This window comes from Finegoldia dalianensis, from assembly GCF_046255015.1.
Taxonomy (GTDB): domain Bacteria; phylum Bacillota; class Clostridia; order Tissierellales; family Peptoniphilaceae; genus Finegoldia; species Finegoldia magna.
Genome location: NZ_JBDLBQ010000009.1, coordinates 13,511 through 36,705, shown reverse-complemented (window position 1 = coordinate 36,705; position 23,195 = coordinate 13,511). Strand labels below are relative to the sequence as shown.

31 protein-coding genes are annotated in these 23,195 nt (G+C 31.9%); 28 read left to right on the top strand and 3 right to left on the bottom strand.

Annotation, left to right across the window (positions count from 1 at the left end):
* The first annotated feature begins 21 nt into the window (after positions 1–21).
* Complete coding sequence (gene nox, locus ABDJ34_RS09365; RefSeq protein WP_412702166.1) at positions 22–1,359, top strand: H2O-forming NADH oxidase; 1,338 nt, start codon at positions 22–24, stop codon at positions 1,357–1,359.
* A 44-nt stretch (positions 1,360–1,403) separates the two neighbouring features.
* Here nox and ABDJ34_RS09360 read toward each other — a convergent pair whose 3' ends face one another.
* A complete protein-coding gene (locus ABDJ34_RS09360) occupies positions 1,404–2,180 on the bottom strand; it encodes a ZIP family metal transporter (RefSeq protein WP_094205455.1) in 777 nt (258 codons plus the stop codon).
* A 160-nt stretch (positions 2,181–2,340) separates the two neighbouring features.
* Between ABDJ34_RS09360 and dnaX the strand changes: the two genes are divergently transcribed.
* From dnaX to ABDJ34_RS09335, 5 genes are all read left to right on the top strand, one after another.
* Positions 2,341–3,957: a DNA polymerase III subunit gamma/tau gene (dnaX, locus tag ABDJ34_RS09355; RefSeq protein ID WP_412702165.1), complete on the top strand. Its 1,617-nt coding sequence runs from the start codon at positions 2,341–2,343 to the stop codon at positions 3,955–3,957.
* A gap of 8 nt (positions 3,958–3,965) precedes the next feature.
* The gene (locus tag ABDJ34_RS09350) at positions 3,966–4,307 is read left to right on the top strand and encodes a YbaB/EbfC family nucleoid-associated protein (RefSeq protein WP_002838638.1); all 342 of its coding nucleotides are present in this window, start codon (positions 3,966–3,968) and stop codon (positions 4,305–4,307) included.
* Positions 4,308–4,323: 16 nt separating this feature from the next.
* Positions 4,324–4,932 (top strand): recombination mediator RecR, encoded by a 609-nt coding sequence (gene recR / locus ABDJ34_RS09345; RefSeq protein ID WP_412702164.1) that lies wholly within the window; start codon positions 4,324–4,326, stop codon positions 4,930–4,932.
* A gap of 78 nt (positions 4,933–5,010) precedes the next feature.
* Complete coding sequence (locus ABDJ34_RS09340) at positions 5,011–5,703, top strand: AzlC family ABC transporter permease (protein WP_110058348.1); 693 nt, start codon at positions 5,011–5,013, stop codon at positions 5,701–5,703.
* Positions 5,696–5,998 carry an AzlD domain-containing protein gene (locus ABDJ34_RS09335; protein ID WP_002838595.1) on the top strand — a complete coding sequence of 101 codons (303 nt, stop codon included), beginning with the start codon at positions 5,696–5,698 and terminating at the stop codon, positions 5,996–5,998. Before ABDJ34_RS09340 ends, ABDJ34_RS09335 begins: the two co-directional genes overlap by 8 nt.
* Positions 5,999–6,046: 48 nt before the next feature.
* On the opposite strand, the gene ABDJ34_RS09330 is transcribed toward ABDJ34_RS09335, so the two are convergent.
* On the bottom strand, positions 6,047–8,134 hold the full coding sequence (locus tag ABDJ34_RS09330; protein ID WP_412702163.1) for a molybdopterin-containing oxidoreductase family protein: 2,088 nt from the start codon (positions 8,132–8,134) through the stop codon (positions 6,047–6,049).
* Between the two features lie 14 nt (positions 8,135–8,148).
* Positions 8,149–8,469, bottom strand: coding sequence for a YqfO family protein (locus ABDJ34_RS09325; protein WP_412702162.1), 321 nt, complete (start codon positions 8,467–8,469; stop codon positions 8,149–8,151).
* A gap of 83 nt (positions 8,470–8,552) precedes the next feature.
* On the opposite strand from ABDJ34_RS09325, the gene ABDJ34_RS09320 reads away from it, so the two are divergent.
* The 22 genes from ABDJ34_RS09320 (at position 8,553) to rplK (ending at position 23,157) form a co-directional block, all read left to right on the top strand.
* Positions 8,553–8,789 (top strand): glutaredoxin family protein, encoded by a 237-nt coding sequence (locus ABDJ34_RS09320; protein WP_035109230.1) that lies wholly within the window; start codon positions 8,553–8,555, stop codon positions 8,787–8,789.
* 295 nt (positions 8,790–9,084) lie between these two features.
* Positions 9,085–10,308: a BaiN/RdsA family NAD(P)/FAD-dependent oxidoreductase gene (locus ABDJ34_RS09315; RefSeq protein WP_412702161.1), complete on the top strand. Its 1,224-nt coding sequence runs from the start codon at positions 9,085–9,087 to the stop codon at positions 10,306–10,308.
* Entirely contained in the window at positions 10,309–11,601 is a 1,293-nt protein-coding gene (locus ABDJ34_RS09310; RefSeq protein ID WP_412702160.1) for an NAD(P)H-dependent oxidoreductase, read from the top strand. It abuts the gene before it with no gap.
* A 165-nt stretch (positions 11,602–11,766) separates the two neighbouring features.
* Positions 11,767–13,239 carry an aspartate ammonia-lyase gene (locus ABDJ34_RS09305; RefSeq protein ID WP_094223325.1) on the top strand — a complete coding sequence of 491 codons (1,473 nt, stop codon included), beginning with the start codon at positions 11,767–11,769 and terminating at the stop codon, positions 13,237–13,239.
* 117 nt (positions 13,240–13,356) lie between these two features.
* The gene (locus ABDJ34_RS09300) at positions 13,357–13,731 is read left to right on the top strand and encodes a hypothetical protein (RefSeq protein WP_412702159.1); all 375 of its coding nucleotides are present in this window, start codon (positions 13,357–13,359) and stop codon (positions 13,729–13,731) included.
* A gap of 11 nt (positions 13,732–13,742) precedes the next feature.
* Positions 13,743–14,702, top strand: a complete 960-nt coding sequence (locus ABDJ34_RS09295) for an NAD(P)H-dependent glycerol-3-phosphate dehydrogenase (RefSeq protein ID WP_274983791.1) — start codon at positions 13,743–13,745, stop codon at positions 14,700–14,702.
* Between the two features lie 115 nt (positions 14,703–14,817).
* Entirely contained in the window at positions 14,818–15,183 is a 366-nt protein-coding gene (gene ylxM, locus ABDJ34_RS09290) for a YlxM family DNA-binding protein (RefSeq protein ID WP_060790005.1), read from the top strand.
* Positions 15,173–16,513 (top strand): signal recognition particle protein, encoded by a 1,341-nt coding sequence (gene ffh / locus ABDJ34_RS09285; protein WP_035109224.1) that lies wholly within the window; start codon positions 15,173–15,175, stop codon positions 16,511–16,513. The genes ylxM and ffh overlap by 11 nt, the downstream gene beginning before the upstream one ends.
* A 19-nt stretch (positions 16,514–16,532) precedes the next feature.
* Positions 16,533–16,784, top strand: a complete 252-nt coding sequence (rpsP, locus tag ABDJ34_RS09280) for a 30S ribosomal protein S16 (RefSeq protein WP_002835329.1) — start codon at positions 16,533–16,535, stop codon at positions 16,782–16,784.
* Between the two features lie 21 nt (positions 16,785–16,805).
* A complete protein-coding gene (locus ABDJ34_RS09275; protein ID WP_002835328.1) occupies positions 16,806–17,036 on the top strand; it encodes a KH domain-containing protein in 231 nt (76 codons plus the stop codon).
* Positions 17,036–17,524 (top strand): ribosome maturation factor RimM, encoded by a 489-nt coding sequence (gene rimM, locus ABDJ34_RS09270; RefSeq protein ID WP_002835327.1) that lies wholly within the window; start codon positions 17,036–17,038, stop codon positions 17,522–17,524. Before ABDJ34_RS09275 ends, rimM begins: the two co-directional genes overlap by 1 nt.
* A complete protein-coding gene (gene trmD / locus ABDJ34_RS09265; protein ID WP_002835326.1) occupies positions 17,524–18,225 on the top strand; it encodes a tRNA (guanosine(37)-N1)-methyltransferase TrmD in 702 nt (233 codons plus the stop codon). Before rimM ends, trmD begins: the two co-directional genes overlap by 1 nt.
* Positions 18,225–18,572 (top strand): 50S ribosomal protein L19, encoded by a 348-nt coding sequence (rplS, locus tag ABDJ34_RS09260; RefSeq protein ID WP_002835325.1) that lies wholly within the window; start codon positions 18,225–18,227, stop codon positions 18,570–18,572. The genes trmD and rplS overlap by 1 nt, the downstream gene beginning before the upstream one ends.
* 51 nt (positions 18,573–18,623) lie before the next feature.
* Positions 18,624–19,481: a ribosome biogenesis GTPase YlqF gene (gene ylqF, locus ABDJ34_RS09255; protein ID WP_412702158.1), complete on the top strand. Its 858-nt coding sequence runs from the start codon at positions 18,624–18,626 to the stop codon at positions 19,479–19,481.
* Positions 19,468–20,091: a ribonuclease HII gene (locus tag ABDJ34_RS09250; RefSeq protein WP_412702157.1), complete on the top strand. Its 624-nt coding sequence runs from the start codon at positions 19,468–19,470 to the stop codon at positions 20,089–20,091. Before ylqF ends, ABDJ34_RS09250 begins: the two co-directional genes overlap by 14 nt.
* Entirely contained in the window at positions 20,072–20,413 is a 342-nt protein-coding gene (locus ABDJ34_RS09245; protein ID WP_412702156.1) for a YraN family protein, read from the top strand. The genes ABDJ34_RS09250 and ABDJ34_RS09245 overlap by 20 nt, the downstream gene beginning before the upstream one ends.
* Positions 20,414–20,485: 72 nt before the next feature.
* Entirely contained in the window at positions 20,486–20,974 is a 489-nt protein-coding gene (locus ABDJ34_RS09240) for a MogA/MoaB family molybdenum cofactor biosynthesis protein (RefSeq protein ID WP_002835321.1), read from the top strand.
* Between the two features lie 57 nt (positions 20,975–21,031).
* Positions 21,032–21,589, top strand: coding sequence for an elongation factor P (gene efp / locus ABDJ34_RS09235; RefSeq protein WP_094209593.1), 558 nt, complete (start codon positions 21,032–21,034; stop codon positions 21,587–21,589).
* 76 nt (positions 21,590–21,665) lie between these two features.
* Positions 21,666–21,815: a 50S ribosomal protein L33 gene (rpmG, locus tag ABDJ34_RS09230; protein ID WP_002835319.1), complete on the top strand. Its 150-nt coding sequence runs from the start codon at positions 21,666–21,668 to the stop codon at positions 21,813–21,815.
* Between the two features lie 9 nt (positions 21,816–21,824).
* Positions 21,825–22,043 (top strand): preprotein translocase subunit SecE, encoded by a 219-nt coding sequence (gene secE, locus ABDJ34_RS09225; protein WP_094205471.1) that lies wholly within the window; start codon positions 21,825–21,827, stop codon positions 22,041–22,043.
* An 18-nt stretch (positions 22,044–22,061) separates the two neighbouring features.
* A complete protein-coding gene (nusG, locus tag ABDJ34_RS09220; RefSeq protein WP_094209594.1) occupies positions 22,062–22,643 on the top strand; it encodes a transcription termination/antitermination protein NusG in 582 nt (193 codons plus the stop codon).
* An 88-nt stretch (positions 22,644–22,731) separates the two neighbouring features.
* On the top strand, positions 22,732–23,157 hold the full coding sequence (gene rplK, locus ABDJ34_RS09215; protein ID WP_002835316.1) for a 50S ribosomal protein L11: 426 nt from the start codon (positions 22,732–22,734) through the stop codon (positions 23,155–23,157).
* The last annotated feature ends 38 nt before the right edge of the window (positions 23,158–23,195 follow it).

Below are 23,195 nucleotides of genomic sequence, written 5' to 3'. Positions count from 1 at the left end.
ATAAACAAAGGAGGAAACATAATGAGTAAAATAGTTTTAATTGGAGCTAACCATGCAGGTACAGCTTGTGCGAACACAATATTGGATAATTACAAAGATGAAGAATTAGTAATTTTTGATCAAAATTCCAATATTTCTTTCTTAGGTTGTGGAATGGCATTGTGGATTGGAAAACAAATTAAAGGTCCAGAAAAATTATTTTATTGTAGCAAAGAAGTTTTCGAACAAAAAGGTGCTACGGTTCACATGGAAACAAAAGTAGACAACATTGACTACGACAAAAAAATTGTATATGCAAAGGACAAAGACGGAAAAGAAATTCAAGAATCTTACGACAAATTGGTATTAGCTACAGGATCTCAACCAATTTTACCAGACATCGAAGGAATGGATTTGGAAAATGTTCAAAAAGTTAAAATTTTCCAAGATGCACAATCAGTCATCGACAAGATAAATCACGAAGAAATCAAAAAAGTTGTAGTAGTAGGAGCTGGCTACATAGGAACAGAACTTGCAGAAGCTTTCAAGAGATTAGGAAAAGAATCTACATTGATTGAACACGGAGATACAGTGTTAAGAGGCTATTACGATGATAAATTCTGCAAAAAAATGGAAGATAACCTAAAGAATCACGGTGTAAATTTAGTATTTAATGAAGAAGTTGTAAAACTAGAAGGAACTGATGGAAAAGTAAATAAGGTTATAACTGATAAAGGTGAATACGATTGTGACATGGTAATAATGTCTATAGGATTCAAACCAAACAGTTCACTTGCAAAAGATCATTTGAAATTAAACGATAAAAAAGCAATAATCACTGACAAACATCAACAAACTTCTGATGAAAATGTATTTGCAGTTGGAGATTCAACAGTTATTTTCAACAACGCAACAGGAAAATTTGAATACGTTGCATTAGCTACAAATGCTGTAAGAAGTGGTATAGTTGCTGGTCACAATGTTTGTGGAACAAAATTAGAATCAAATGGTGTGCAAGGATCAAACGGAATTAAGATTTACGATTTGTGCATGGTATCAACAGGTTTGACAGTTAGAAATGCTGAAAAATTAGGAATGGAAGTTGAATACACTGATTTCACAGATTTACAAAAGCCACCATTTATGGAAGAAAATAACAAAGAAGTTACTATCAGAATTGTTTACGATAAAAAATCACGTGAAATCAAAGGTTGTCAAATAATGAGTGAATATGATATTTCAATGATGATTCACATGTTCAGCTTGGCAATTCAAGAACACGTTACAATCGACAAACTAGCTCTAACTGATATATTCTTCTTGCCACATTACAACCAACCATACAACTATGTAACTATGGCAGCTATTCAAGCGTTATAATAAAAAAATTAGCGACTACTTTAATTAGTAGCCGCTTTTTTTATTTAGCCAAGAGCAACATCCAAAATCATCATTATAATAAATCCAATTACAATTCCATAAGTTGCTTGGCGTTCATATCCGTTGCTGTGAGTTTCAGGAATAATTTCGTCGCTAATGACAAAAAGCATCGCGCCTCCGGCAAAAGCCAAAATAAATCCTAAAATAGGCGAGAACCAAGTTACAAGTCCGTAACCCAAAAACGCACCGATTGGTTCTACTAATCCTGTAAATAATGCAATTAAGAATGCTTTTTTGACTGTGTAATTTTCTCTAACCAAAGACAAAGCTACAGCCAAACCTTCAGGCATATTTTGTAGACCAATTCCTATTGCGATTGGAAGACCATTTGCTATTGAATCTCCACCAAATCCAACTCCAGTTGCCATACCTTCTGGGAAATTGTGAATTGTAATCGCAATTACAAACAACCATATTTTTTTCAAAGAATCTGAAGGATTTCCTTCAACTCTTTTGTCTAATAAATGCTCATGCGGAGAGTATTTGTCGATTATATCCAAAAACACAGCTCCCGCTAAAATTCCTAGTGAAGAGATTATAACTCCTCTAAAGCCTCCACCGTTTTCTTCAATACTAGGTAAAATTAACGAAAAACAAGTTGCAGAAAGCATGACGCCTGCAGCTGCCCCTAAAAATACATCTAACTTACCTTGGCTTACATTTCTTGTGAAAAAAACAGGGATTGCTCCTACTCCGGTTAGAAGACCAGGAACTATTAACCCTAACATTGTCAATAAAAATGGGTCAATATTTTTCATCATTAAATCCCCCTTCAAAAATTTTAAAAATAAAATTTCTAATACTATTTTACTATGATTTCAAGAAATATCAAATATGTTATAATATTAAGAGATTTAGGATATTTTTGAATGAAAAATTTCAAAAAATTACTCGTAGTTTGAAAAATGAAACGAGGTATTTATGCAAGCTATTTACAGAAAATATAGACCAGATACTTTTGATAAAGTTTACGGTCAAAAACATATAACTGATATTTTAAAAAATCAAATCGAAACGAAAAATATTTCTCACGCGTATATTTTTTCTGGTTCAAGAGGAACAGGTAAAACTAGTTGTGCGAAAATCTTTGCAAGAGCTATCAACTGTTTGAATTTACAAGATGGAAATCCTTGCAATAAATGTGAGAATTGTATGAGTTCTTTGGAAGAATCCACATTAGATATCGTAGAAATGGATGCTGCTAGTAACAGAAGAATTGACGATATTAGAGAACTGCGAGATAAAGTAATTTATCCACCTACAAAATTAAAGTACAAAGTTTATATTATAGACGAAGCACACATGATTACTAATGAAGGATTTAACGCTTTACTTAAAATCATGGAAGAGCCACCAAAACATTTGGTGTTCATATTAGCTACGACAGAAATTGATAAAATTCCTCAAACAATTTTATCAAGATGTCAACGCTATGAGTTCAAGATGATTAATGCTAAGGATATTTCAGACAATATCAAATATATTCTGAATGATTTGAACAGAAAAATGGACGATGATGCGATTGAACTTATTGCAAACAAAGCTGATGGTGCAATGAGAGATGCGTTATCTATTTTAGATCAAGTCTTAAGCATTGAAAAAGAAAATATAACAAAACAAGATATAAATGATATACTTGGGATTGTCGACAATACAGGAATTTTCAAGCTTGTAAATAGCATCATAAAAAAAGATGCCAGTGAAGTTTTGAATAATTTGTATACAATATCACACAACAAGCCTGTAGAAAATGTTATGGATGAATTGTTAAACCATTTTAGAAACTTGTTGCTATCAAAAAATGGCCTTGACAACATCAGACAGAACAACACTCAATACAATGTTGAGTATAATGCGCAATCTGAATTGATTACGAATAGGCAAATAGTCGAAAGTATGTCAATTATAATAGAGCATCAGAAAAAACTTAAACAGGCAGACAATCAAAAAGCTCTTCTTGAAATTTTGGCTATGCGCCTAATAGATTACATTGATTACGATGATTTGATTGCCAGAGTGAATACTTTGGAAGATAAGCTCAAAAATATTGAACAAAATGGGATAAAAATCAATTCTTCACAAAAATTAGTCGAATTTGATGAAAAAATCGCTAAAAACATAGAAATTTCACAAAAATCTTCAGAAAAAGCAGAAAAATCAGATGAATTATCCAATAAAAATGATATAATAAAGACTGATGAAAAAATCGACGACACGGATGAAGACGAAATTGTCAAAAATGAGGATTCATTTGTAAAACTAAGAGAAGTTTTAAGAGACTTCGACAAAATTCCAAAAGAATTAGCTAATGATATTAAAGCTAGTTTGGATAATGATAAGTTGATTTTGAAAACTAACCAGTTGTATATGTACACTTTGCTTCCTCACAAAAAAGTTATCGAACAATTACTAAAACCTCATTACGATTTCAAGGTTTTAGATTTACAAATTGATGATGAAGCAGAGAAAAAAGCAAATGAAAATGTTAAAAAATTACAAAATTTGTTTGGAAATAATTTCCAAATAATCGAAAAATAGGAGGAATTATGGGAAATAAATTTAGAGGCGGAATGCCTGGTATGGGAAACATGGGTAACATGATGAAACAAATGCAAAAAATGCAAAGACAAATGGAAGAAACTCAAAAAAGATTAGAAGAAACTGAAGTTACTGCAACTAGTGGCGGCGGAGCTATTGAAGTTGTAGCAAACGGAAAAAAAGAAATAGTTTCTATTAAAATAGATGAAGATTTGGTAAAAGATGGCGATGTTGAAATGCTTCAAGATATGGTTATGGTAGCTGTTAATGACGCTATCAAAAAAGTATTGGACATGAGTGAGTCTGAACTTGGTAAAATCACTGGAGGAATTAATATTCCAGGATTCTAAATAAGGGGGGATAATTTTGTCACTATACCCTAAAGCAATGGACGAATTGATTAAAAACTTGTCCAATTTGCCAACTATTGGCAGAAAAAGTGCGAAAAGATTAGCTTATAGAATTATAGATATGGATCCTAAGAAAGTCGATGAGCTTGTAGAAAGTATTGTAAATGTGAAGACTAATATTAGACCATGTGCTAATTGTGGAAATCTTACTGATAAAAAATTGTGTGATATTTGTTCCGATCAAAAAAGAGATAACAGTGTCATAACTGTAGTTGAAGATTCAATGAATGTAATATCAATTGAAAAAACTGGCGAATACAATGGGAAATATCACGTATTAGGAGGATTATTATCTCCAAGAGATAATATTGCTCCGCAGGATTTGAATTTGGCAAATTTGTTTTTGAGATGTAAAAAAGATTATGTAAAGGAAGTTATCCTAGCATTATCACCAACAACTAACGGAGATTTGACAACTAACTTCATAATAGAAGTTCTTAAAAATGAAGAATATAACGTAAAAGTTTCCAGAATTGCGATGGGAGTACCATTGGGAGCTAATTTGGAATATTATGACGAAATGAGCTTGTACAAAGCTATTTTGGATAGAAGAGAAATAAAATAATCATAATCTGCAATTCTTGTAGATTATGATTTCTTACGTTTAAATGTTTGTAATAAAAATGGAATGGAGGAAAATTTAATGGATTCAAATAGAATTAAAGAAGCAATCAAATTTTCGTCTCCAATTATGTTGGGATATATTCCTATAGCGATGGCTTTTGGTTTGTTGTGCAAAGGTCAAAACATTAGCATGTTGGATTCGACTTTGTTTTCTTTTGTTTTCTATTCTGGAGCAGCACAATTCATGGCAGTTGAATTATTGGGTGCTGGAGTAGGTATGTTTTCCATCGTGTTGTCGGTATTTTTATTAAATTTGAGATTGTTCATAATGTCGACTTCTTTGGGGATTCATACACAAAAAATAAATCCGAAAGCACTTCCTGTAATAGGATTTATGTTGACAGATGAAGCATTTTCGGTAATGAGTTTTAATAAAGAAAAGCTCAACACAGAATTTGCGTTGGCCGTAGAATTAGGACCTTATTTGGCTTGGGGAATATTTACGCCGGTTGGATATTTGATAGGACAATTAATGCCAAAATCAGTCCAAACATCATTAGAAGTAGGACTTACTGCGATGTTTATCGCACTTGTAGTACCATCTATTAAGAAAAGTTCCAATGGTTTGGTAGTTAGTTTGATAGGCGTTGTAACTTATGCAATTATTTTTTATTTAAAATTTATACCATCTGGATGGGATATAATCTTAGCAATTTTATTATCATCATACATCGGATTGAAAGTAATTATGAAAAGAGGTCAAAATGTATAATATAATTTTAATTTTATTATGTAGCTTAGTTACAGCTGTTCCTAAGATAATACCTCTTAAATATTTAAAAGGAAAACAACTTTCTAGACAAACCGCCGAATTTTTAAACATAATACCATATACATCATTAAGTATTATGGTTATAAGAGGAATTCTGACAGCTTCAAGTGAAATGTTAATTCCTACAATTGTAGCTTCGATCGTAGCGATTATTATAGCTTATTTGAAAGAAAATGTTGGACTAACAATTATATTAGCAGTTCTAACAGCATTTGTTTGTTTAAAATTTTTCTAAAAAAATACCTTCTGTAGCTTAAATTCAAGCCTCAGAAGGTTTTTTCTTTTATTTTACTTTTCTAATATTACAGTATTGTCTTTTGAAGACTGGGAATCCTGAAATTGGATCAAAGATTTCGTTGTCGATTAACATATTAATATTCGCATCTTTCCATTTGTCATCTTGAATAAATGAACCACCGCCGACATTTATTTCCAAATCGTGACGATTTGACATATTATTAGTAACTGCTTGGAGGATTACACTTGCTCTATCGTTGTAGACTTCAACTAAATCCATATTTTCAATTCCCGATTCTTTCGCATCATCTTCATTCATTATAACTTGTGGATATTCTTGGTGTTCCAATAATCCATTGATATTTAAGTGTTGTGTTCTAAATGTAGTATGAATTCTTGCGCCTGTGTTCATAGTAAATGGATATTTGGATAATTTTTCTGATTTTTCGTGCTCATTTTCAAATCCGTCGTCATAAACAGGAATAGGTGAGAATCCATACTTTTCTAAAAGTTTTGAATGAATTTCTATCTTGCCAGTTTCTGTATTAAATGAATCGTATTTTTCATAAGACACTTCAGGTTTTTTGTCGAAATGATATACACCATTTTCTTTCAATTCTTTTAAAATTTCTGGTGTGTGATAAAAAGATTTATCTAATAATTCATCGAAATTTTCTGGATAATATTCACCAAATCCTAATGCATCTGCAATTTTTTTCAAAATAAAAATATTTGGAAGAGAATTGCCCAAAGGTTCGACTAATTTTTCTTTGATTTCGATGTGGTCGGGATATATTGCGTAGCGGTCTTCTTCGTAATAAGTTGTCGCAGGGAGGATGACATCTGCAAAGTATGCATCTTCTGTCATAAATCTGTCACAAGTTACAAAGAAATCCAAGCTTTTTAATGCCTTTCTGAAAAGTTGACTGTTTGGATAATTTACAGACATACATGAACCCAAATTAATTAATCCTTTTATTGGATACGGATCGGATTCTAATATTGCTTGTGGAAGTTTCGTAAATTGTGGTTGACCGAGTAATTTATCAAAAAGAGGGAATTCTTTTGAACCGATTTTTTCGATATTTTGTGCGTTGTTTGGTGGGTTTTGTACCCTTTTAATTGGTTTGTTCTTATTAATCAAAAGTCCGCCCTTGACATCTAAGTTTCCCAATAAGCTCCATAAAATATACAATGAACGTATTGTTTGAACTCCGCAGTGTGAATATTCGAGTCCTGTGTATGATTTAAGAGCAACTGTGTTGTCAAAGAGTAAATTTGCCAACTCTTTTATCTTATCAACTTCAAGTCCTGTGATTTCTGATGTTTTTTCCAAATCAAATTGTGTAAAATATTCCTTGAACTCATCGTATCCGTAAGTGTATTTTCCGATGAAATCTTGGTCAAGTTTATCTTTTAAGTAATTTAGTATTCCGAGGATTAGTACCATATCAGTTCCGCTATTGACGATGTATTTGTAATCAGCATATTCGATAATATCTGAATTATAATGGTCAACGGCTATGATTTTCATTCCTTCATTTTTTCTTTTTACCATATTATTGTAGAAAAATGGAGGGGAATCTGTTTTAGGATTAGCACCCCACACACAAAGCATTTCAGTGTTTTGCAAATCGCAAACTAGATTTGGTGCACTTAATCCAAAAACTGTTTGAGGAGCAAATACACCGAACGATACAAAACATAATGAGCCAACTGATCCGTTGTTCGGACTTCCAATTGGAGACAAGAATCCTCCGTTATCAGCGTTAGGCATTTGAATTGAAATAAAATCGTTCGTAGTTGTGTCAAATGCACCTCTACCAAAATGACTTGCGATTGATTTTGCGCCGTAGTCTTCAATTATTTTAGAACATTTTTCTTTAATAAGTTCCATTGCTTCGTCCCATGAAGCTTTTTTGAATTCTAGTGTTCCTTTTTCACCAGTTCGGATCAACGGATCAGTCAATCTGTCTTCTGAGTTTAGGATTTCGTCTGAATACAATCCTCTCAAACAAAGAGCGGAAGGTTTTTCATCTGATTTTTTAATGGATTTTATCCTTCTAGCGTCCATGTCGCATTCTACATGGCATTGACCTGGACAAATTCCACAAATAGTTTTAATTTTTCCCATTGCATCTCCTATTATTATTTAAAATTTTTTATTTCGAAAATATCATACACGCATTCTTCATACGGATGAATATCTTCGATAATTTGTATACATTTTTTGATATTATTTTCTGTCGTGCGAAATTCTAATTTGATTTCGTCAACTTCGTTGATAATATTTTTTTCTCCAGAAAAATTATTTGCTAAATCATTGGGCATAAAATGACCTTTTATTTTCGATGTAGTATAACAATAATCGTAATTTCCTATGGTTATAATTTTTTCATCACCTAGTTTTTTTATTAACAAATCTATGTAATCTTCTGGTATGTACACATCTATTTTATATGTTATCATAAAAACTCCTTTTGTTCATGTTTATATATTTTTCGTTCGGGTATATATATTGTATCAAAGAATTAGACGAAAAGGAGATTATTATGGATTTAAAATTGTATTACAAAGAAACTTGCCCATTCTGCAAGAAGGTTTTAAGATTTATAGAAAAAAAAGGAATTAAGGATGTTGAATTAGTAGACATCAAAGCTGACGAAGCTAATGAAAAATATCTCATCGAAAAAGGTGGACAAGACCAAGTACCTTGTCTTTTTATTGATGGCAAACCAATGTATGAATCAATGGATATTATAAAATTCTTGGATGAAAAATTCCAATAAAATTTTGAACATTTGAACAACTGAAATTTTGCTCTCACATTTGTGGGAGCTTTTTGTTTGTCAAAATCAAAAATTATTACAATTAATCGTCATTTTTAAAAATTTACATAATTTGTGATAGAATAAATATCGTAATAAAAAAAGTAGCAAATCTTTGGGATAGATTTGCTACTTAAATAACATTGGCAAGTTCATATTAGGAGGATGAACAACCATTTATTCTTATCATTATAATATCATAGAATTAAACTTAATAAGTTACAAATTTATTACGATTTAGGGAATTGAGGGGAATATGAGAGTAGGAATTATTGGAGCAGGAGCTAGTGGGGTTTTTGCGGCATTAATTTTAAAACAAAATTACATAGACACGACTGTTATTGAAAGAAACGCCAACGCTTTGAAGAAAATTTATGCAACTGGTAATGGTAGGTGCAATTTTACTAACAGAAATGTATCTTACAAGAATTATCATGGCGAAAATCCAAAATTCACAATAAGTGCTATTAAAAAGTTTGATAATTATGATGTTATAGAATTTTTCAATGATATGGGAATTCCTGAAGTTGAGCTTGAAAATGGAAAAATTTTCCCAAAAAGTTTGCAAGCTTCATCAATAGTGAAACAAATGATGTGCTTGGCAAATCATTTGGAGGTAGAATTCATCTACGATAGTTTTGTTGATGATGTAAGAAAAGACGGCGATGTTTTTGAAGTAAAATCCAATGATTCGATTTACAAGTTTGATTATTTGATAATAGCTTGTGGGTCGAAGGCTTACAAAAAAAGTGGCTCTGATGGAAACGGATACATTCTGATGGAGAAATTGGGACATAATATCGTGAAAACTCATCCAGGAATTGTGCAATTGAGACTTAATGGAGATAGTTTCAAGAAAATGAGCGGTACGAAGTTCAAGGCTAATGCAAAGTTAGTTGTAGATGATAGGGAAGTTTTCGAATTTTATCATGATGTTTTGTTCACTGATTATGGAATTAGTGGACCAACTATTTTGCAATTATCAGGAGAGGCAATCAGAGCTAAAAACAAGGGATTAGATGTCAAAATAAGAATTGACACTGTAGATTTGGATGAAAACAAATTGTATGAGCATTTAATCTACATAATATCTTTAAATTATTATAAGAAAATAAATGAGTTGTTGGTCGGTTTGATTAACGATAATTTGATTGAAGAAGTTTTGAATCAAGCGAATATCGAATATGATATTAATGTGTGTGAACTTAGTAAGGAAGAAATCTACAAATTAGCACACACTCTTAAAAATTTGGAATTTAGTGTTAGTGGATACAAGGATGAAGATTCTGGTCAGATAACTTGCGGAGGAGTCGACACAGATGAAATCAATCCTTCTACTATGGAATCAAAAAAAATTAAAAATCTGTATATTATTGGTGAAATTATGGATGTCGACGGAGATTGTGGTGGATACAATCTTCAATGGGCTTTTTCGTCTGCATATTCTTGTGCGATGTCTATAATTAAAAAGGAGAACTAAATGAATAAAATGCAAAGAAAACTTGTTGACTTAGATAACCACGGTCAAAAAGTTAGAGTAGGTTTGGTTGGTTGTGGCAAAATGGGATCGGGTCTTGTGAGTCAGTTGAGTAGAATCAAAGGAATGAGACCTTCTGTTATTATAGATAGACACGTCGACAAGTGCGTAACTGCTTTGAGAAAAGCAGGTGTAAAAGATGTGGATATTATCAAAACAACCGATTTGAAGGTTGCAGAAAATGCTATTAAAAATAATTCGTTTGTAGTAAGTGATGATTATACTTTGAGTTACAAATTAGATATGATTGATGGAGTAATCGATGCGACAGGAAATCCTCCATTTGGAACACAACTTGCAGTTGAAAGTATTGAACACGAAAAGCATACTATTTTATTAAATGTAGAATGTGACGCTGTTGTGGGACCAATTTTAAATGAAATGGCGAAGAAAAAAGGTGTTGTGTACACAGGATCTGCAGGAGATGAACCAGGCGCTATAATTCAATTGTCAGATTTTGCGCTTGGATTGGGATTTAAATTATTAGCTGTAGGTAAAGGCAAGAATAATCCATTGGACAATTACACTAATGAAGATATTTTAAGAGAAGAAGCTTTGTCAAAAGGATTGGTTCCAAAAATGTTGACATCATTTGTAGATGGAACTAATACTATGATCGAACTTACTGCTGTGGCAAATGCGTTGGGATTTACTCCGGATGTTTTGGGTTGCCATGGAATTACAACAAATATTCACGATATCGCCGATGAATTCAAATTAAAAGAACAAGGCGGAATTTTAAATAATTACAATATAGTTGATTTTGCATTTGGGGTTGCGCCTGGAGTTTTTGCTATTGTAACTCACGATACTAACGAAGTTCACGATTTAATGGAATATTTGTCAATGGGTAAAGGACCTAACTATACTTTGTACAGACCATATCATTTGACAAGTTTGGAAACTCCTCTTACAATTTACGATGCAATCGTAGAAAAAGAGCCTACAATTTATCCAAAATATGGACAGGTTTCCGATACAATTACAGTTGCAAAAAGAGATATCAAAAAAGGTCAAAGAATCGAAGGTATTGGTGGACACGATTGTTTCGGTAAAATTACATCCCACAAACACCAAATGGAAAATAATTTGTTACCAATGCCAATCATAACAGAAAAAACAACAGCAAAAGTTGATATACCAAAAGACACATTGATTACTTACGATATGGTTAATTTGGATGAAGATCATATAATTACAAAACTTCGTAAGAGACAAGATGAATTGGGATTATAAAATTAAAAAATAAATTTATTATCAGTCGATAAAAAGTTTTTCGGACTTTGAAATATCGGCTGATTTTTATTTTTAAAATCAATTTTTATAAATTTTTGACAATGGATTTTAAAAGTGTTAATATCAATTTGTAATGTAATAAATAAACGTTTTTTGGGGGTTAATATGGATTACAGATTAGAGTCTGATAGTGTTGGTGAAAAGCAAGTTCCAAAAGATGCATATTACGGTGTGCAATCTTTAAGAGGAATGGAAAATTTCCCAATAACAGGAAGAACTTTACATGAAGAATTAATTTATGGATTGACAATAGTTAAAAAAGCTTGTGCTATAGCAAATCACAGAGCAGGAATCATGAGAGAAGATGTCAAAAACGCAATCGTTTACGCATGCGACAAAATTCTTCAAGGAGAATATCACGATCAATTTTTGACTGATCCAATTCAAGGTGGAGCTGGTACAACTGCTAACATGAATGCCAATGAAGTTATTGCAAACATTGCCAACGAAAAACTTGGCGGCGGATTGGGAACTTATGAATATGTTCATCCAAACGATCACGTTAATATGAGTCAATCTACAAACGATGTTTTTCCAACTGCGGGCAAGATTGCAACCTTAAGACTACTAATAAAAGCTTTAAATGAATTAAAGCAATTAGAGATTTCTTTGTTAAATAAATCTGTGGAATTTGATGATGTACTTAAAATGGGACGTACTCAACTTCAAGATGCAGTTCCAATTAGACTGGGACAAGAATTCCATGCATATTATTCAGTAATCAAAAGAGATATAAAAAGAATTAGAAGATCATCAGATCAAATTGAATCGATAAATATGGGAGCAACTGCGATTGGTACAGGAGTAAATGTAGACAAAGTTTACTTCACAAATATAGTTCCTATTCTAGCAGAATTAACAGGATTTGATTTGCATCAAGCAGAAGATTTAATAGATGGAACTAATAACCTTGATGGTCTTGTAGAAATATCTTCAGCAGTAAAATCAACAGCCGTAAGTTTGTCAAAAATGGCAAGTGATTTGAGATTAATGAGTTCAGGACCAAAAACAATGGTAGGAGATATTGAACTTCCAGCTAGACAAAATGGTTCATCAATTATGCCAGGAAAAGTAAATCCTGTAATTCCAGAAGTTGTTAACCAAGTTGTATTCAGGATTATTGGTAACGATAATACAATTACAATGTGTGCAGAACACGGGCAATTGGAACTTAACGCATTCGAACCGGTTTTGTTCGATAGTTTATTTGAATCTATATCTATATTGACTAATGCAGTGAAAACTTTCAGAGAAAACTGCATAATTGGTATCAAACCAAACAGACAAAAACTTTCAAACGACGTCGAAAAATCTGTAGGAATAGTTACAGCACTTGTTCCTCATATCGGATACAAAAAATCTGCTGAAATCGCAAAACGTGCATTGAGTACAGGAATCACAGTTAGAAATATCGTATTGGATGAAAAAATCCTAACAGAAGATGAATTGAAAGAAATCTTGGATCCGATTGCCATGACTATGCCAGGAATTGCAGCTGAGTATTTGATTAAACAAAAACAACAAGCCTACATCGAAAAAAAGAAACAAGAAGACAAGGAACAAAAAGCAAAGAAATAAATTTATGTTGACAAAATCTTGTTATCAAGTATTTGATAACAGGATTTTTTATTACTAACTAAAAGTTTTACATTATTTTAAATTTGGTAATATGTTATAATTTATCTAGGTGATATGATGAAAAATAATACTAAAAATGCAGACAATGTTATATTGGCTATATCAAATGTTTTGATGGTGGTTTTCGTATCTACTTTGCTTAGAGGCCACAACATAATATCGTTGTTAATTTTACTTGCGTGGGCAGTTTATGCGTCGCAAAATAAAATGATTTTACCAAAAAGTCTTGAAAGAAAAAGAACAAAATTCGAATACGGAAGTTTTATCGTTTTGTTAATAGGTTTTATGTTGATTTATTACCATCCTAATAAGGTATATGTGTTCTTAACATATTTTACATTTTTAATTTACAACACACTTTTGTGGATGAATATGATTAGAATGAGAGCTATTAATAAAGAAAATAATAAGAAATCTAATAAGAAGAAATAAAGAGGTATATGATGAAAATTATGGTTATAGGGCCTGGCAGATGGGGAAGTTTCATCGCTTGGTATTTGAAAAAAATTGGTCATGAAGTTTTGTTGTATGGTTTGAATGGAACTGAAGATTTCGAAAACTTTAAGAAAAGTCGTAGCAATGGAATTATTACTTTGCAAGATGATTTAGAATTAACCGATGATATCACAAGAGCAAAAGAATGTGATGTTATTCATGTTAGTATAAATGCACAAGGTTTTAGAAATGTGTGTGAAGAACTTAAGTCTATTGGAATTAAGAATAAAATTATCGTTACTAATATGAAGGGAATTGAGATTTCTACTGGCAAAAGATTATCAGAAGTCTGCAAAGAAATTATGGATGGATCTAACAAAGTTGCAGCTTGGATCGGTCCAGGTCATCCACAAGAATTTTACCGCAATGTTCCAAATTGTATGGTAATTGATTCGGAAGATGAAGATGTGAAAGAATTGTTGATTGAAAATTACAGTTCAGATTTGATTAGATTTTATTATGGCCAAGATTTGATTGGAAATGAAATCGGCGCAGCTTATAAAAACGTAATTGGAATTGCTGCGGGAATGTTGGATGGAATGAAAATAAGTTCTTTGAAGGGAGCTTTAATGAGCAGAGGTTGTAGAGAAGTTGCAAGGTTTATTAAAGCTTCGGGAGGTAAAGAGCTCAGCGCGTACGGACTTTGTCACTTGGGAGATTATGAGGCTACAGTGTTCTCACAATACTCTCACAACAGAATGTTTGGAGAAATGTATGCGAAATCAGAAAAATACGATAAATTAGCTGAAGGATACTACACTGTAAAAGCTATTAAATTACAAGCGGACAAAATGAATTTGGATTTACCGATTAACAATGCAGTGTACAAAGTTTTGTACGAAAATTCAAAATGCGAAGAAGAAATCGACAAATTATTCAGTAGAAGTTTGAAAAAAGAATTTTATTAATGAAAAACAAATTAGAAGTGCAAAAAAGCACTTCTTTTTTTGATTAAAATGCTTGACAAATGGATTTTAAGTTTATATAATATACAAGTCAAGTAAAAAGGTTGACGGTGATTGAATGGAAAAATTATTAAATATTACCATGATGTTTGATTATTATGGTAAATTGCTTACGAAAAGAGAATACGATGTAATTGACAAATACTACAATGAGGATTTGTCATTAAATGAAATCGCTCAAATTTGTGATATTTCAAAACAAGCTGTAAGTGATAGTTTGAAAAGAGCTGAAAACAAGCTCTATGAATACGAACAAAAACTTGGCTTGATCGAAAAATCAAAAAAGAGTCATCAATTTCTTAGAAAAATCAGAAATGATCTTTTCTCTTTGTCACCAGAAATCAAAAGCAAAGAAATTGAAAATATCATTATAGATATAGAAAATTTCTTAAATGATTTAGAGGATGTGGAAAATGATATTTGAAAATTTGTCCGATAAATTACAAAATGCCTTGTCAAAATTGACCAATAGAGGAAAGCTAACAGAAAAAGATATAGATGTTGCAATGAGAGAAGTTAAACTTGCTTTATTGGAAGCGGACGTTAACTATAAAGTTGTTAAAGATTTTATATCTCAAGTAAAAGAACGTGCTATCGATTCTTCTGTTTTAGAAAGTCTTACTCCAGGTCAACAAGTCATCAAAATAGTTAATGAAGAATTAACTAAAATGATGGGTGAAAAAGAAGAAAAACTTAACGTTTCACCAATGAAACCTACGGTAATTATGCTTTGTGGTTTGCAAGGGGCAGGTAAAACAACTCATGCCGGAAAACTTGCATTGAATTTGAAAAACAAAAACAAAAGCGTCTTACTTGTAGCGTGTGATATTTATAGACCTGCTGCCATTAAACAACTTCAAGTTGTTGGTGGAAAAGTTGGGGTAGAAGTATTTGAAATGGGACAAACAAATCCCGTTGAAATTTCAAAAAAAGCAATCGAAGAAGCTAAGAAAAAGAACATTGATTATGTAATTATAGATACTGCCGGTCGTCTTCATATTGACGATACTTTGATGGATGAGCTGAAAAATATTAAACAAGAAGTGAATCCTTCAGATATTTTGTTAGTTGTAGATGCGATGACTGGACAAGATGCAGTGAATGTTGCAGCTAAGTTTAACGAGGATTTGGATATTACAGGAATTATCCTTACTAAGTTAGACGGTGATGCAAGAGGTGGTGCTGCTTTATCAATCAGACAAGTAGCTGATAAGCCTATTAAATTTATAGGTGTCGGAGAAAAACTTGGAGATTTAGAGCCGTTCCATCCGGACAGAATGGCATCTCGTATCTTGGGTATGGGAGATGTTCTTAGCCTTATCGAAAAAGCACAAAATCAATTTGACGAGAAGAAGGCAAAAGAATTAGAAGAAAAGATTAAAGCTCAAAGTTTTGACTTTAATGATTTTCTTGACCAAATGCAGCAAATCAAAAAAATGGGACCTATGCAAGATATTCTTGCAATGATTCCGGGCGTAGATAGCAAAATGCTTAAACAAGTTAATTTCGACAATAAAGAATTTGACAAGATTGAAGCGATTATCAAATCTATGACCAAACAAGAAAGAGAAAATCCAGATATCATTAGCATATCTAGAAGAAAAAGAATTGCTAAAGGATGCGGTCAAGATCAAGTAGCGGTTAATAAACTTTTGAAACAATTTAAAGAAATGAAAGTTATGATGAAAAATATGGGAGCGCTACAAAAGAAATTTGGTAAAAAAGGTAAAATGAAAATGCCTTTTTTTAGATAATAAGTTATGGAGGTAAATTATGTCAGTAAAAATTAGATTGAAAAGAATGGGAGCAAAGAAGAAACCATTTTATAGAATAGTTGTCGCAGATTCAAGATGTCCTCGTGATGGTAAATTCATCGAAGAAATCGGATATTACAACCCATTAGTTGAAGAAAAAACTGTTAAAGTTGATAGCGAAAAAGTTCAACAATGGATTAAAAATGGTGCAAAACCTACAGATACAGTAGACAGATTATTCAAAAATAATGGAGTTTACGAAGCAAAATAATAATACAAGTTGGGAGTTGTCATGGAAAAATTAGTTAAAACAATTGCTACTGCGTTAGTTGATAATAAAGAAGCAGTTGAAGTAACATCAAGACAAGACAAACATACGGTTATTATAGAAATTAAAGCAGATTCCAAAGATTTGGGGAAAATTATAGGAAAAGAAGGGAAGATTGCCAAGGCAATTAGAACTATTACTAAGGCAGCGGCTATTAAGAGTGGCGAAAAAGTTGTCGTAGATATTTTGCAATAATGGAATATATAGCTGTAGCAGAAGTGCTCAATACTCACGGTATTAAAGGATGTCTTAAAATGAGACCGTTGACTGATAATATCGAAAGATTTGACGAAGATATTTGTTATTATCTTGGAGATAAAAAAGTTAAGGTCAATATTCAAAATTACAGAATGTACAAGGGTTTTTTGTACATCGATTTTGAAGAATTTAACGATATTAATGAAGTTCTTGAATTCAAAAAACAGTTTTTATATATAGATGAAAAAGACAGATACGAATTGAAAGATGGAAGCTTTTACATTGACGATTTGATAGGATTGAAAGCTTATAGTAATGGTGAATACATCGGAGATTTGGTTGAAGTTTTGAGCGTTTATAGTAATGATGTATATGTAATAAAAAATGATGAAAAAGAATTTATGATACCTGCTGTAAAAGAGTTCATTAAAAAAATAGATTTAGAAAATGGATTAATCGATGTAGTTATAATTGAGGGTATGTGATGAAATTTATAATTCTCACATTATTTCCAGAAAGTTTTGATTACTTAAAATCATACGGCGTCATAGGAAAAGCAGTCCAAAACAATCTCATTGAACTTGAAGTGGTTAATATTAGGGATTACACTAAAAATAAACACAAAAAGGTAGACGATGAGATATATGGTGGCGGAGCTGGGATGCTTATGACTTGCCAACCAATTTATGACTGCTTGGAAGATGTGAACAAAAACAAATCAAAAGTTGTGTTTATGTCTCCTCAAGGGAAAGTTCTTAATCAACAAAAGTGTATAGAACTTTCAAAAGAAAAAGAAATAGTCATTCTTTGTGGCCATTACGAAGGTGTCGATAGTAGAATCATCAATCATTATTGTGATGAGGAGATTTCTATTGGAGATTATGTGATGACTGGTGGAGAATTAGGAGCTATGGTTCTTATAGATTGTGTAAGCCGAATGATTAACGATGTTTTGGGAAATGATGAAAGTTATAAAACAGATTCGCACTACAATTTATTGCTACAGGAAGATTCCTACACAAGACCCAGAGTATTTAACGGATATGAAGTTCCTGAAGTTTTATTATCAGGAAATCACGAAAAAATCGAACAGTGGCGAGAAAAATCAAGACTAAACAACACTAAACTTAAAAGAGAAGATATATATCAGAAATATCTGAAAGAAAAAAACCAAGGAGGATCATAATGGATATTATAAAAACATTAGAAGATGAACAATTAAGAGAAAATAAGTTCGACTTTCATGTTGGCGATACTGTAAAAGTAGACTACCTTATAAAAGAAGGTAACAAAGAAAGAGTTCAAGTTTATGAAGGAACTGTAATTAAAATGCAAGGAACTGGACTTAGAAGAACTTTCACAGTAAGAAGATTAGCTTACGGTGTAGGAGTAGAAAGAACTTTCTTAATCAACTCACCAAGAGTAACTAACGTAAGATTAGTTAGAGAAGGTAAAGTAAGAAGATCAAAATTATTCTACTTAAGACACAGAGAAGGTAAAGCTGCTAAAGTTAAAGAAAAACAAAAATTCTAAATTGAGTGCTGAGGTTTTCTCAGTACTTTTTTTAGATGGAAAGGAAATAACATGGACATTAATAATATAAACTGGTATCCAGGGCACATGAAAAAAGCTATCGACAAGATAAAAGAAAACATGAAACTTGTCGACATAGTTTTGGTTCTTGTGGATAGCAGAATTGTAAAATCATCCATGAATCCAGTTATAGAAGATATCTTAAAGAATAAGCCGCAATTGATTTTGTTGAACAAGATGGACATGGCAGATCCTAAAATCACACAAAACTGGATTAATTATTTTGCAAAGAAAAATATAACAGCACTTCCAATTGATAGCAAAAACGGTAAAAATTTGGATAAAATTGAGCCAACAGCTAAAAAGATTTTAGAAGATGTACTTGCTAATAGAAAAGACAAAAACATAAAATCAGAAATTATTAGAATGATGATAGTAGGTATTCCAAATGTTGGAAAATCTACTATAATCAACAAATTATCCAATAGACAATCTGCTAAAACAGGAAACACTCCAGGTGTTACAAGGACTAATCAGTGGATTAGAATAAAAGGTAAGATGGAATTGTTGGATACACCAGGTGTTTTGTGGCCAAAATTCGAAGATAATGAAATAGGCTTAAACTTGGCGTTTACTGGAGCTATCAAAGATGAAATTTTGGATGAAGAAAACTTAGCGTATAAACTCATTGAGAAACTAATGAGTATTGATCCACAAATTTTAGAAAAAAGATATTCGATTGATACACAAAGCAAGGAAACAATCGAAATAATGGATGATATTGCTATAAGACGTGGCTGTTTGTTAAAAGGAAAAAATATTGACTATTCTAAAGTTTCATCAATAGTAATAGATGAATTTAGAAAAACAAAGTTAGGAAGAATTTCATTAGAAGATGTTTGCGATTGATTATAACGAATTTGAGGAAGAATTAATTTGTGGCGTAGATGAAGTTGGAAGAGGACCATTAGCAGGTCCTGTTGTGACATGTGCAATTATTATGCCTAAAAATTGTGAGATAATAGAAGGAGTCACCGACTCAAAAAAGCTTTCTGAAAAAAAGAGAATTAAATTCAAGGATATGATTTTGAATCAAGCTTTGGCATACAGTGTAAATTTTGTGGATCAAAGTGTGATTGATGAGATTAACATCAAGCAAGCCACGAGATTATCCATGAAAAGAGCTGTAGAAAGTTTGAAAACAAAGGACAATAAATTCATAAAACCTGATTTGATTGTAATTGATGCAGAAATTATTGACACAGATATTAAACAAATGTCATTTGTCAAAGGTGACGAAAAATTGTATCCGATTTCTTGTGCATCAATTGTAGCAAAGGTTATAAGAGATGAGTACATGAAGGATATGGCTACTATCTATCCACAATACGGTTTTGAAAAACACAAGGGATATGGAACTAAACTTCACAGAGAAATGATACTTAAATATGGAGAGTGTCCGCTTCACAGAAAAACTTTTTTGAGGAAATTATATGAAAATGGAAAAAAACCGAGGTAAATTTGCCGAAGATTACGCTTGTGAATATTTAATAGAAAAAGGTTACGAAATTATTGACAGAAATTATTCCGAGAAAATTGGGGAACTAGACATAGTTTGCACTTACGAAAATTATTTGGTAATAGTTGAAGTAAAAGCAAGGACTGATGACAAGTTCGGTGCTCCTTCTGATTTTGTAACTTTTGGGAAACAAGACAGAATAAGAAAAACGACAGAAATTTATATCGACAAAAATGATTTGTACGATTATCAGCCTAGATTTGATGTGATAGAAATTTATTTGGATAATTTCAAATTAAATCACTATATTGACGCATTTTAATATTGACAATGGGCTAGTATTTTTATATAATATCAAGGTCAAGCAAATATATTGACACAAAGAGGTTTTAATATGTATAAAGTAGCAGTGCTTACAGTATCAGACAAGGGCTCTCAAGGCAAAAGAGAAGATTTAAGTGGTAAAAAAATTATAGAAATTATCGAAAAAAACGGCTATAAATTAGAAAAATATGATATTGTAGCAGATGAAAAAGAACTTATAAAAGAAAAATTAATCGAGTATTCCAATGAAAATATTGAGTTGATTTTGACTACGGGTGGAACTGGATTTTCAAAAAGAGATGTAACTCCTGAGGCTACATTAGAAGTTTCAGAAAAACTTTGTTTGGGAATTAGTGAAGCGATTAGAAATTATTCGATGACGATTACAAAAAGAGCAATGCTTTCAAGAGCTGTTTCAGTTATTAGAAAAAACTCCCTTATAATAAATATGCCGGGTAGTCCTAAGGCTGTTGAAGAAAGTTTGGAATACATAATTGATACGTTAGATCACGCTTTGAAAATTTTACAAGGCGATGCATCAGAATGTGCGAGAAAATAGTTGTTCATAATTAATTAGTAATGTATAATATATGATAGATAATTGTAGGAGGTATATATGATACAAGCAGGAGATTTTAGAAAAGGCACAACTTTTGAAATGGATGGAGATGTATGGCAAATTATAGATTTCCAACACGTTAAACCAGGAAAAGGTGCAGCTTTTGTAAGAACAAAAATCAGATCAGTTATGACTGGTTCAAACAGAGACATGACATTCAATCCTAACGAAAAATATGAAGAAGCTAGAATTGAAACAAGAGAAATGCAATACTTATACAACGATGGAACTTTATATTATTTCATGGACCCAGAATCTTATGAACAATTACCAATTGATAAAGCTAGTGTTGAAGAAGCTATTCTTTATATAAAGGAAAATGATATGGCAACAATCAAATTTTTCAAAGGTAAAGCATTCCAAGTTTCTCCACCAAACTTTGTTGAGTTAGAAATCACTCAAACAGAACCTGGTATTAAAGGTAACACTGCAACAGGAGCTACAAAACCAGCTACTGTAGAAACAGGTGCTACAGTTAACGTACCTTTATTTGTAAATGAAGGAGATAAAATTAAAATAGATACAAGAACTGGAGAATATTTGTCAAGAGTTTAGTATTTATTGACTTTTAAAGGCGTTTATGATAAAGTAGTACGGTGGATTTTGTCCATACTAATAGAGGAGGTCTAATATGAGAGATAAAGTAATTTTAGAATGTACTGAATGCAAGAGCAGAAATTACACTACTAAAAAGAATAAAAAACTTCACCCTGATAGAGTGGAAACTAACAAGTATTGTAAATTCTGTAAAAAGCACACTCTACACAAGGAAACAAGATAGGAGGAGCTTATGGCAGCGAAAAATACGCAAAATTCTAATCAAAAATCAGCCCAAAAAAATCAAGGATTTTTGAAAGGCGTGAAGACTGAATGGAATAAAATTGTCTGGCCGACACCAAAGGAAACTTTAGAATACTCAATAGTAGTAGTTATAATTTCCTTTATAGTTGCATTAATCGTATACGGATTAGATACTGTGTTCCAACGTTTAATTGGACTATTTATTTAGAAAGGAACAGTATCCACAATGACCGAAAAAAATAACACATTTATTGAAAATGCAACTGAAGATTTTAAGGAACGTGCCAAAGAGGGAAAATGGTATGTAGTACATACTTACTCTGGACACGAAGGTAAAGTAAAAGTTAATATTGAAAAAATGGTAGAAAATCGTGGTTATATCGACGATATATTTGAAGTAGTAGTACCTACTGAAGAATATGTTTCAGAGGTCGGTGGAGCTAAAAAGTTAAAAGAAAGAAAGATCTTCCCCGGTTATGTTTTCGTTAAGATGACAATTACCGATGTCTCATGGTATTTAGTTAGAAATACCAGAGGTGTTACAGGATTTGTAGGACCAGAATCCAAACCTGTAGCAGTTAGTGAAAAGGAAATCAAAAAATTCGCTCTTAAAAATCAATCTTACTCTAAAAAAGAAATTGATGTTAATGTGGGAGACAATGTGAATATTGTTTCTGGAGCATTTAGCGATCAAGTAGGTATTATTGAAGAAATAAATACTGAAAAAGCTATCTGTAAAGTTTTAATTTCCTTGTTCGGCAGAGACACATCTGTTGAAATTAGCTTTGATGATATCGAAAAAATATAAATTTGAATATAAGTTATTTAATTAATTTCATATAGATCGATGTGGGAGGTTAGCCCCGATAACCACAATAGTTTAAGGAGGAACTAATATGGCTAAAAAAGTACAAGCAATAGTAAAGTTACAAATTCCTGCAGGTAAAGCAACACCTGCACCACCAGTAGGTACAGCACTTGGACCTCACGGTGTTAATATAATGCAATTTACAAAAGAGTTTAACGCAAAAACTCAAGACCAAATGGGAATGATTATTCCAGTTGTTATGACTGTATACCAAGACAGATCATTCACATTTATAACAAAAACTCCACCAGCACCAGTTCTTATTAAAAAAGAATTAGGATTAAATTCTGCTTCAGGAGAACCTAATAAAACTAAAGTTGGACAATTAACTAAAGAACAAGTTAAGAAAATTGCTGAAATTAAAATGCCTGACTTAAATGCAGCAAACTTAGAATCTGCTATGAGTATGATTAAAGGTACAGCAAGAAGTATGGGAGTTACAGTAGAAGAATAGTGGGAGATTTAGTTCGTTAGAACCACAAGGAGGATTAT

Excerpts from the sequence above, each read along its gene's own strand:
- ABDJ34_RS09295 (WP_274983791.1), top strand. The coding sequence starts at position 13,743 with ATGAAAATTATGGTTATAGGGCCTGGCAGATGGGGAAGTTTCATCGCT.
- ABDJ34_RS09315 (WP_412702161.1), top strand. The coding sequence starts at position 9,085 with ATGAGAGTAGGAATTATTGGAGCAGGAGCTAGTGGGGTTTTTGCGGCA.
- efp (WP_094209593.1), top strand. The coding sequence starts at position 21,032 with ATGATACAAGCAGGAGATTTTAGAAAAGGCACAACTTTTGAAATGGAT.
- ABDJ34_RS09305 (WP_094223325.1), top strand. The coding sequence starts at position 11,767 with ATGGATTACAGATTAGAGTCTGATAGTGTTGGTGAAAAGCAAGTTCCA.
- rplK (WP_002835316.1), top strand. The coding sequence starts at position 22,732 with ATGGCTAAAAAAGTACAAGCAATAGTAAAGTTACAAATTCCTGCAGGT.
- rplS (WP_002835325.1), top strand. The coding sequence starts at position 18,225 with ATGGATATTATAAAAACATTAGAAGATGAACAATTAAGAGAAAATAAG.
- ABDJ34_RS09335 (WP_002838595.1), top strand. The coding sequence starts at position 5,696 with ATGTATAATATAATTTTAATTTTATTATGTAGCTTAGTTACAGCTGTT.
- ABDJ34_RS09310 (WP_412702160.1), top strand. The coding sequence starts at position 10,309 with ATGAATAAAATGCAAAGAAAACTTGTTGACTTAGATAACCACGGTCAA.
- ABDJ34_RS09275 (WP_002835328.1), top strand. The coding sequence starts at position 16,806 with ATGGAAAAATTAGTTAAAACAATTGCTACTGCGTTAGTTGATAATAAA.
- ABDJ34_RS09250 (WP_412702157.1), top strand. The coding sequence starts at position 19,468 with ATGTTTGCGATTGATTATAACGAATTTGAGGAAGAATTAATTTGTGGC.
- dnaX (WP_412702165.1), top strand. The coding sequence starts at position 2,341 with ATGCAAGCTATTTACAGAAAATATAGACCAGATACTTTTGATAAAGTT.
- ylxM (WP_060790005.1), top strand. The coding sequence starts at position 14,818 with ATGGAAAAATTATTAAATATTACCATGATGTTTGATTATTATGGTAAA.
- rpsP (WP_002835329.1), top strand. The coding sequence starts at position 16,533 with ATGTCAGTAAAAATTAGATTGAAAAGAATGGGAGCAAAGAAGAAACCA.
- trmD (WP_002835326.1), top strand. The coding sequence starts at position 17,524 with ATGAAATTTATAATTCTCACATTATTTCCAGAAAGTTTTGATTACTTA.
- ABDJ34_RS09340 (WP_110058348.1), top strand. The coding sequence starts at position 5,011 with ATGGATTCAAATAGAATTAAAGAAGCAATCAAATTTTCGTCTCCAATT.
- ABDJ34_RS09330 (WP_412702163.1), bottom strand. The coding sequence starts at position 8,134 with ATGGGAAAAATTAAAACTATTTGTGGAATTTGTCCAGGTCAATGCCAT.
- nusG (WP_094209594.1), top strand. The coding sequence starts at position 22,062 with ATGACCGAAAAAAATAACACATTTATTGAAAATGCAACTGAAGATTTT.
- secE (WP_094205471.1), top strand. The coding sequence starts at position 21,825 with ATGGCAGCGAAAAATACGCAAAATTCTAATCAAAAATCAGCCCAAAAA.
- ABDJ34_RS09325 (WP_412702162.1), bottom strand. The coding sequence starts at position 8,469 with ATGATAACATATAAAATAGATGTGTACATACCAGAAGATTACATAGAT.
- ffh (WP_035109224.1), top strand. The coding sequence starts at position 15,173 with ATGATATTTGAAAATTTGTCCGATAAATTACAAAATGCCTTGTCAAAA.
- nox (WP_412702166.1), top strand. The coding sequence starts at position 22 with ATGAGTAAAATAGTTTTAATTGGAGCTAACCATGCAGGTACAGCTTGT.
- rpmG (WP_002835319.1), top strand. The coding sequence starts at position 21,666 with ATGAGAGATAAAGTAATTTTAGAATGTACTGAATGCAAGAGCAGAAAT.
- ABDJ34_RS09300 (WP_412702159.1), top strand. The coding sequence starts at position 13,357 with ATGAAAAATAATACTAAAAATGCAGACAATGTTATATTGGCTATATCA.
- ABDJ34_RS09350 (WP_002838638.1), top strand. The coding sequence starts at position 3,966 with ATGGGAAATAAATTTAGAGGCGGAATGCCTGGTATGGGAAACATGGGT.
- ABDJ34_RS09360 (WP_094205455.1), bottom strand. The coding sequence starts at position 2,180 with ATGATGAAAAATATTGACCCATTTTTATTGACAATGTTAGGGTTAATA.
- ABDJ34_RS09245 (WP_412702156.1), top strand. The coding sequence starts at position 20,072 with ATGGAAAAAAACCGAGGTAAATTTGCCGAAGATTACGCTTGTGAATAT.
- rimM (WP_002835327.1), top strand. The coding sequence starts at position 17,036 with ATGGAATATATAGCTGTAGCAGAAGTGCTCAATACTCACGGTATTAAA.
- ylqF (WP_412702158.1), top strand. The coding sequence starts at position 18,624 with ATGGACATTAATAATATAAACTGGTATCCAGGGCACATGAAAAAAGCT.
- ABDJ34_RS09320 (WP_035109230.1), top strand. The coding sequence starts at position 8,553 with ATGGATTTAAAATTGTATTACAAAGAAACTTGCCCATTCTGCAAGAAG.
- ABDJ34_RS09240 (WP_002835321.1), top strand. The coding sequence starts at position 20,486 with ATGTATAAAGTAGCAGTGCTTACAGTATCAGACAAGGGCTCTCAAGGC.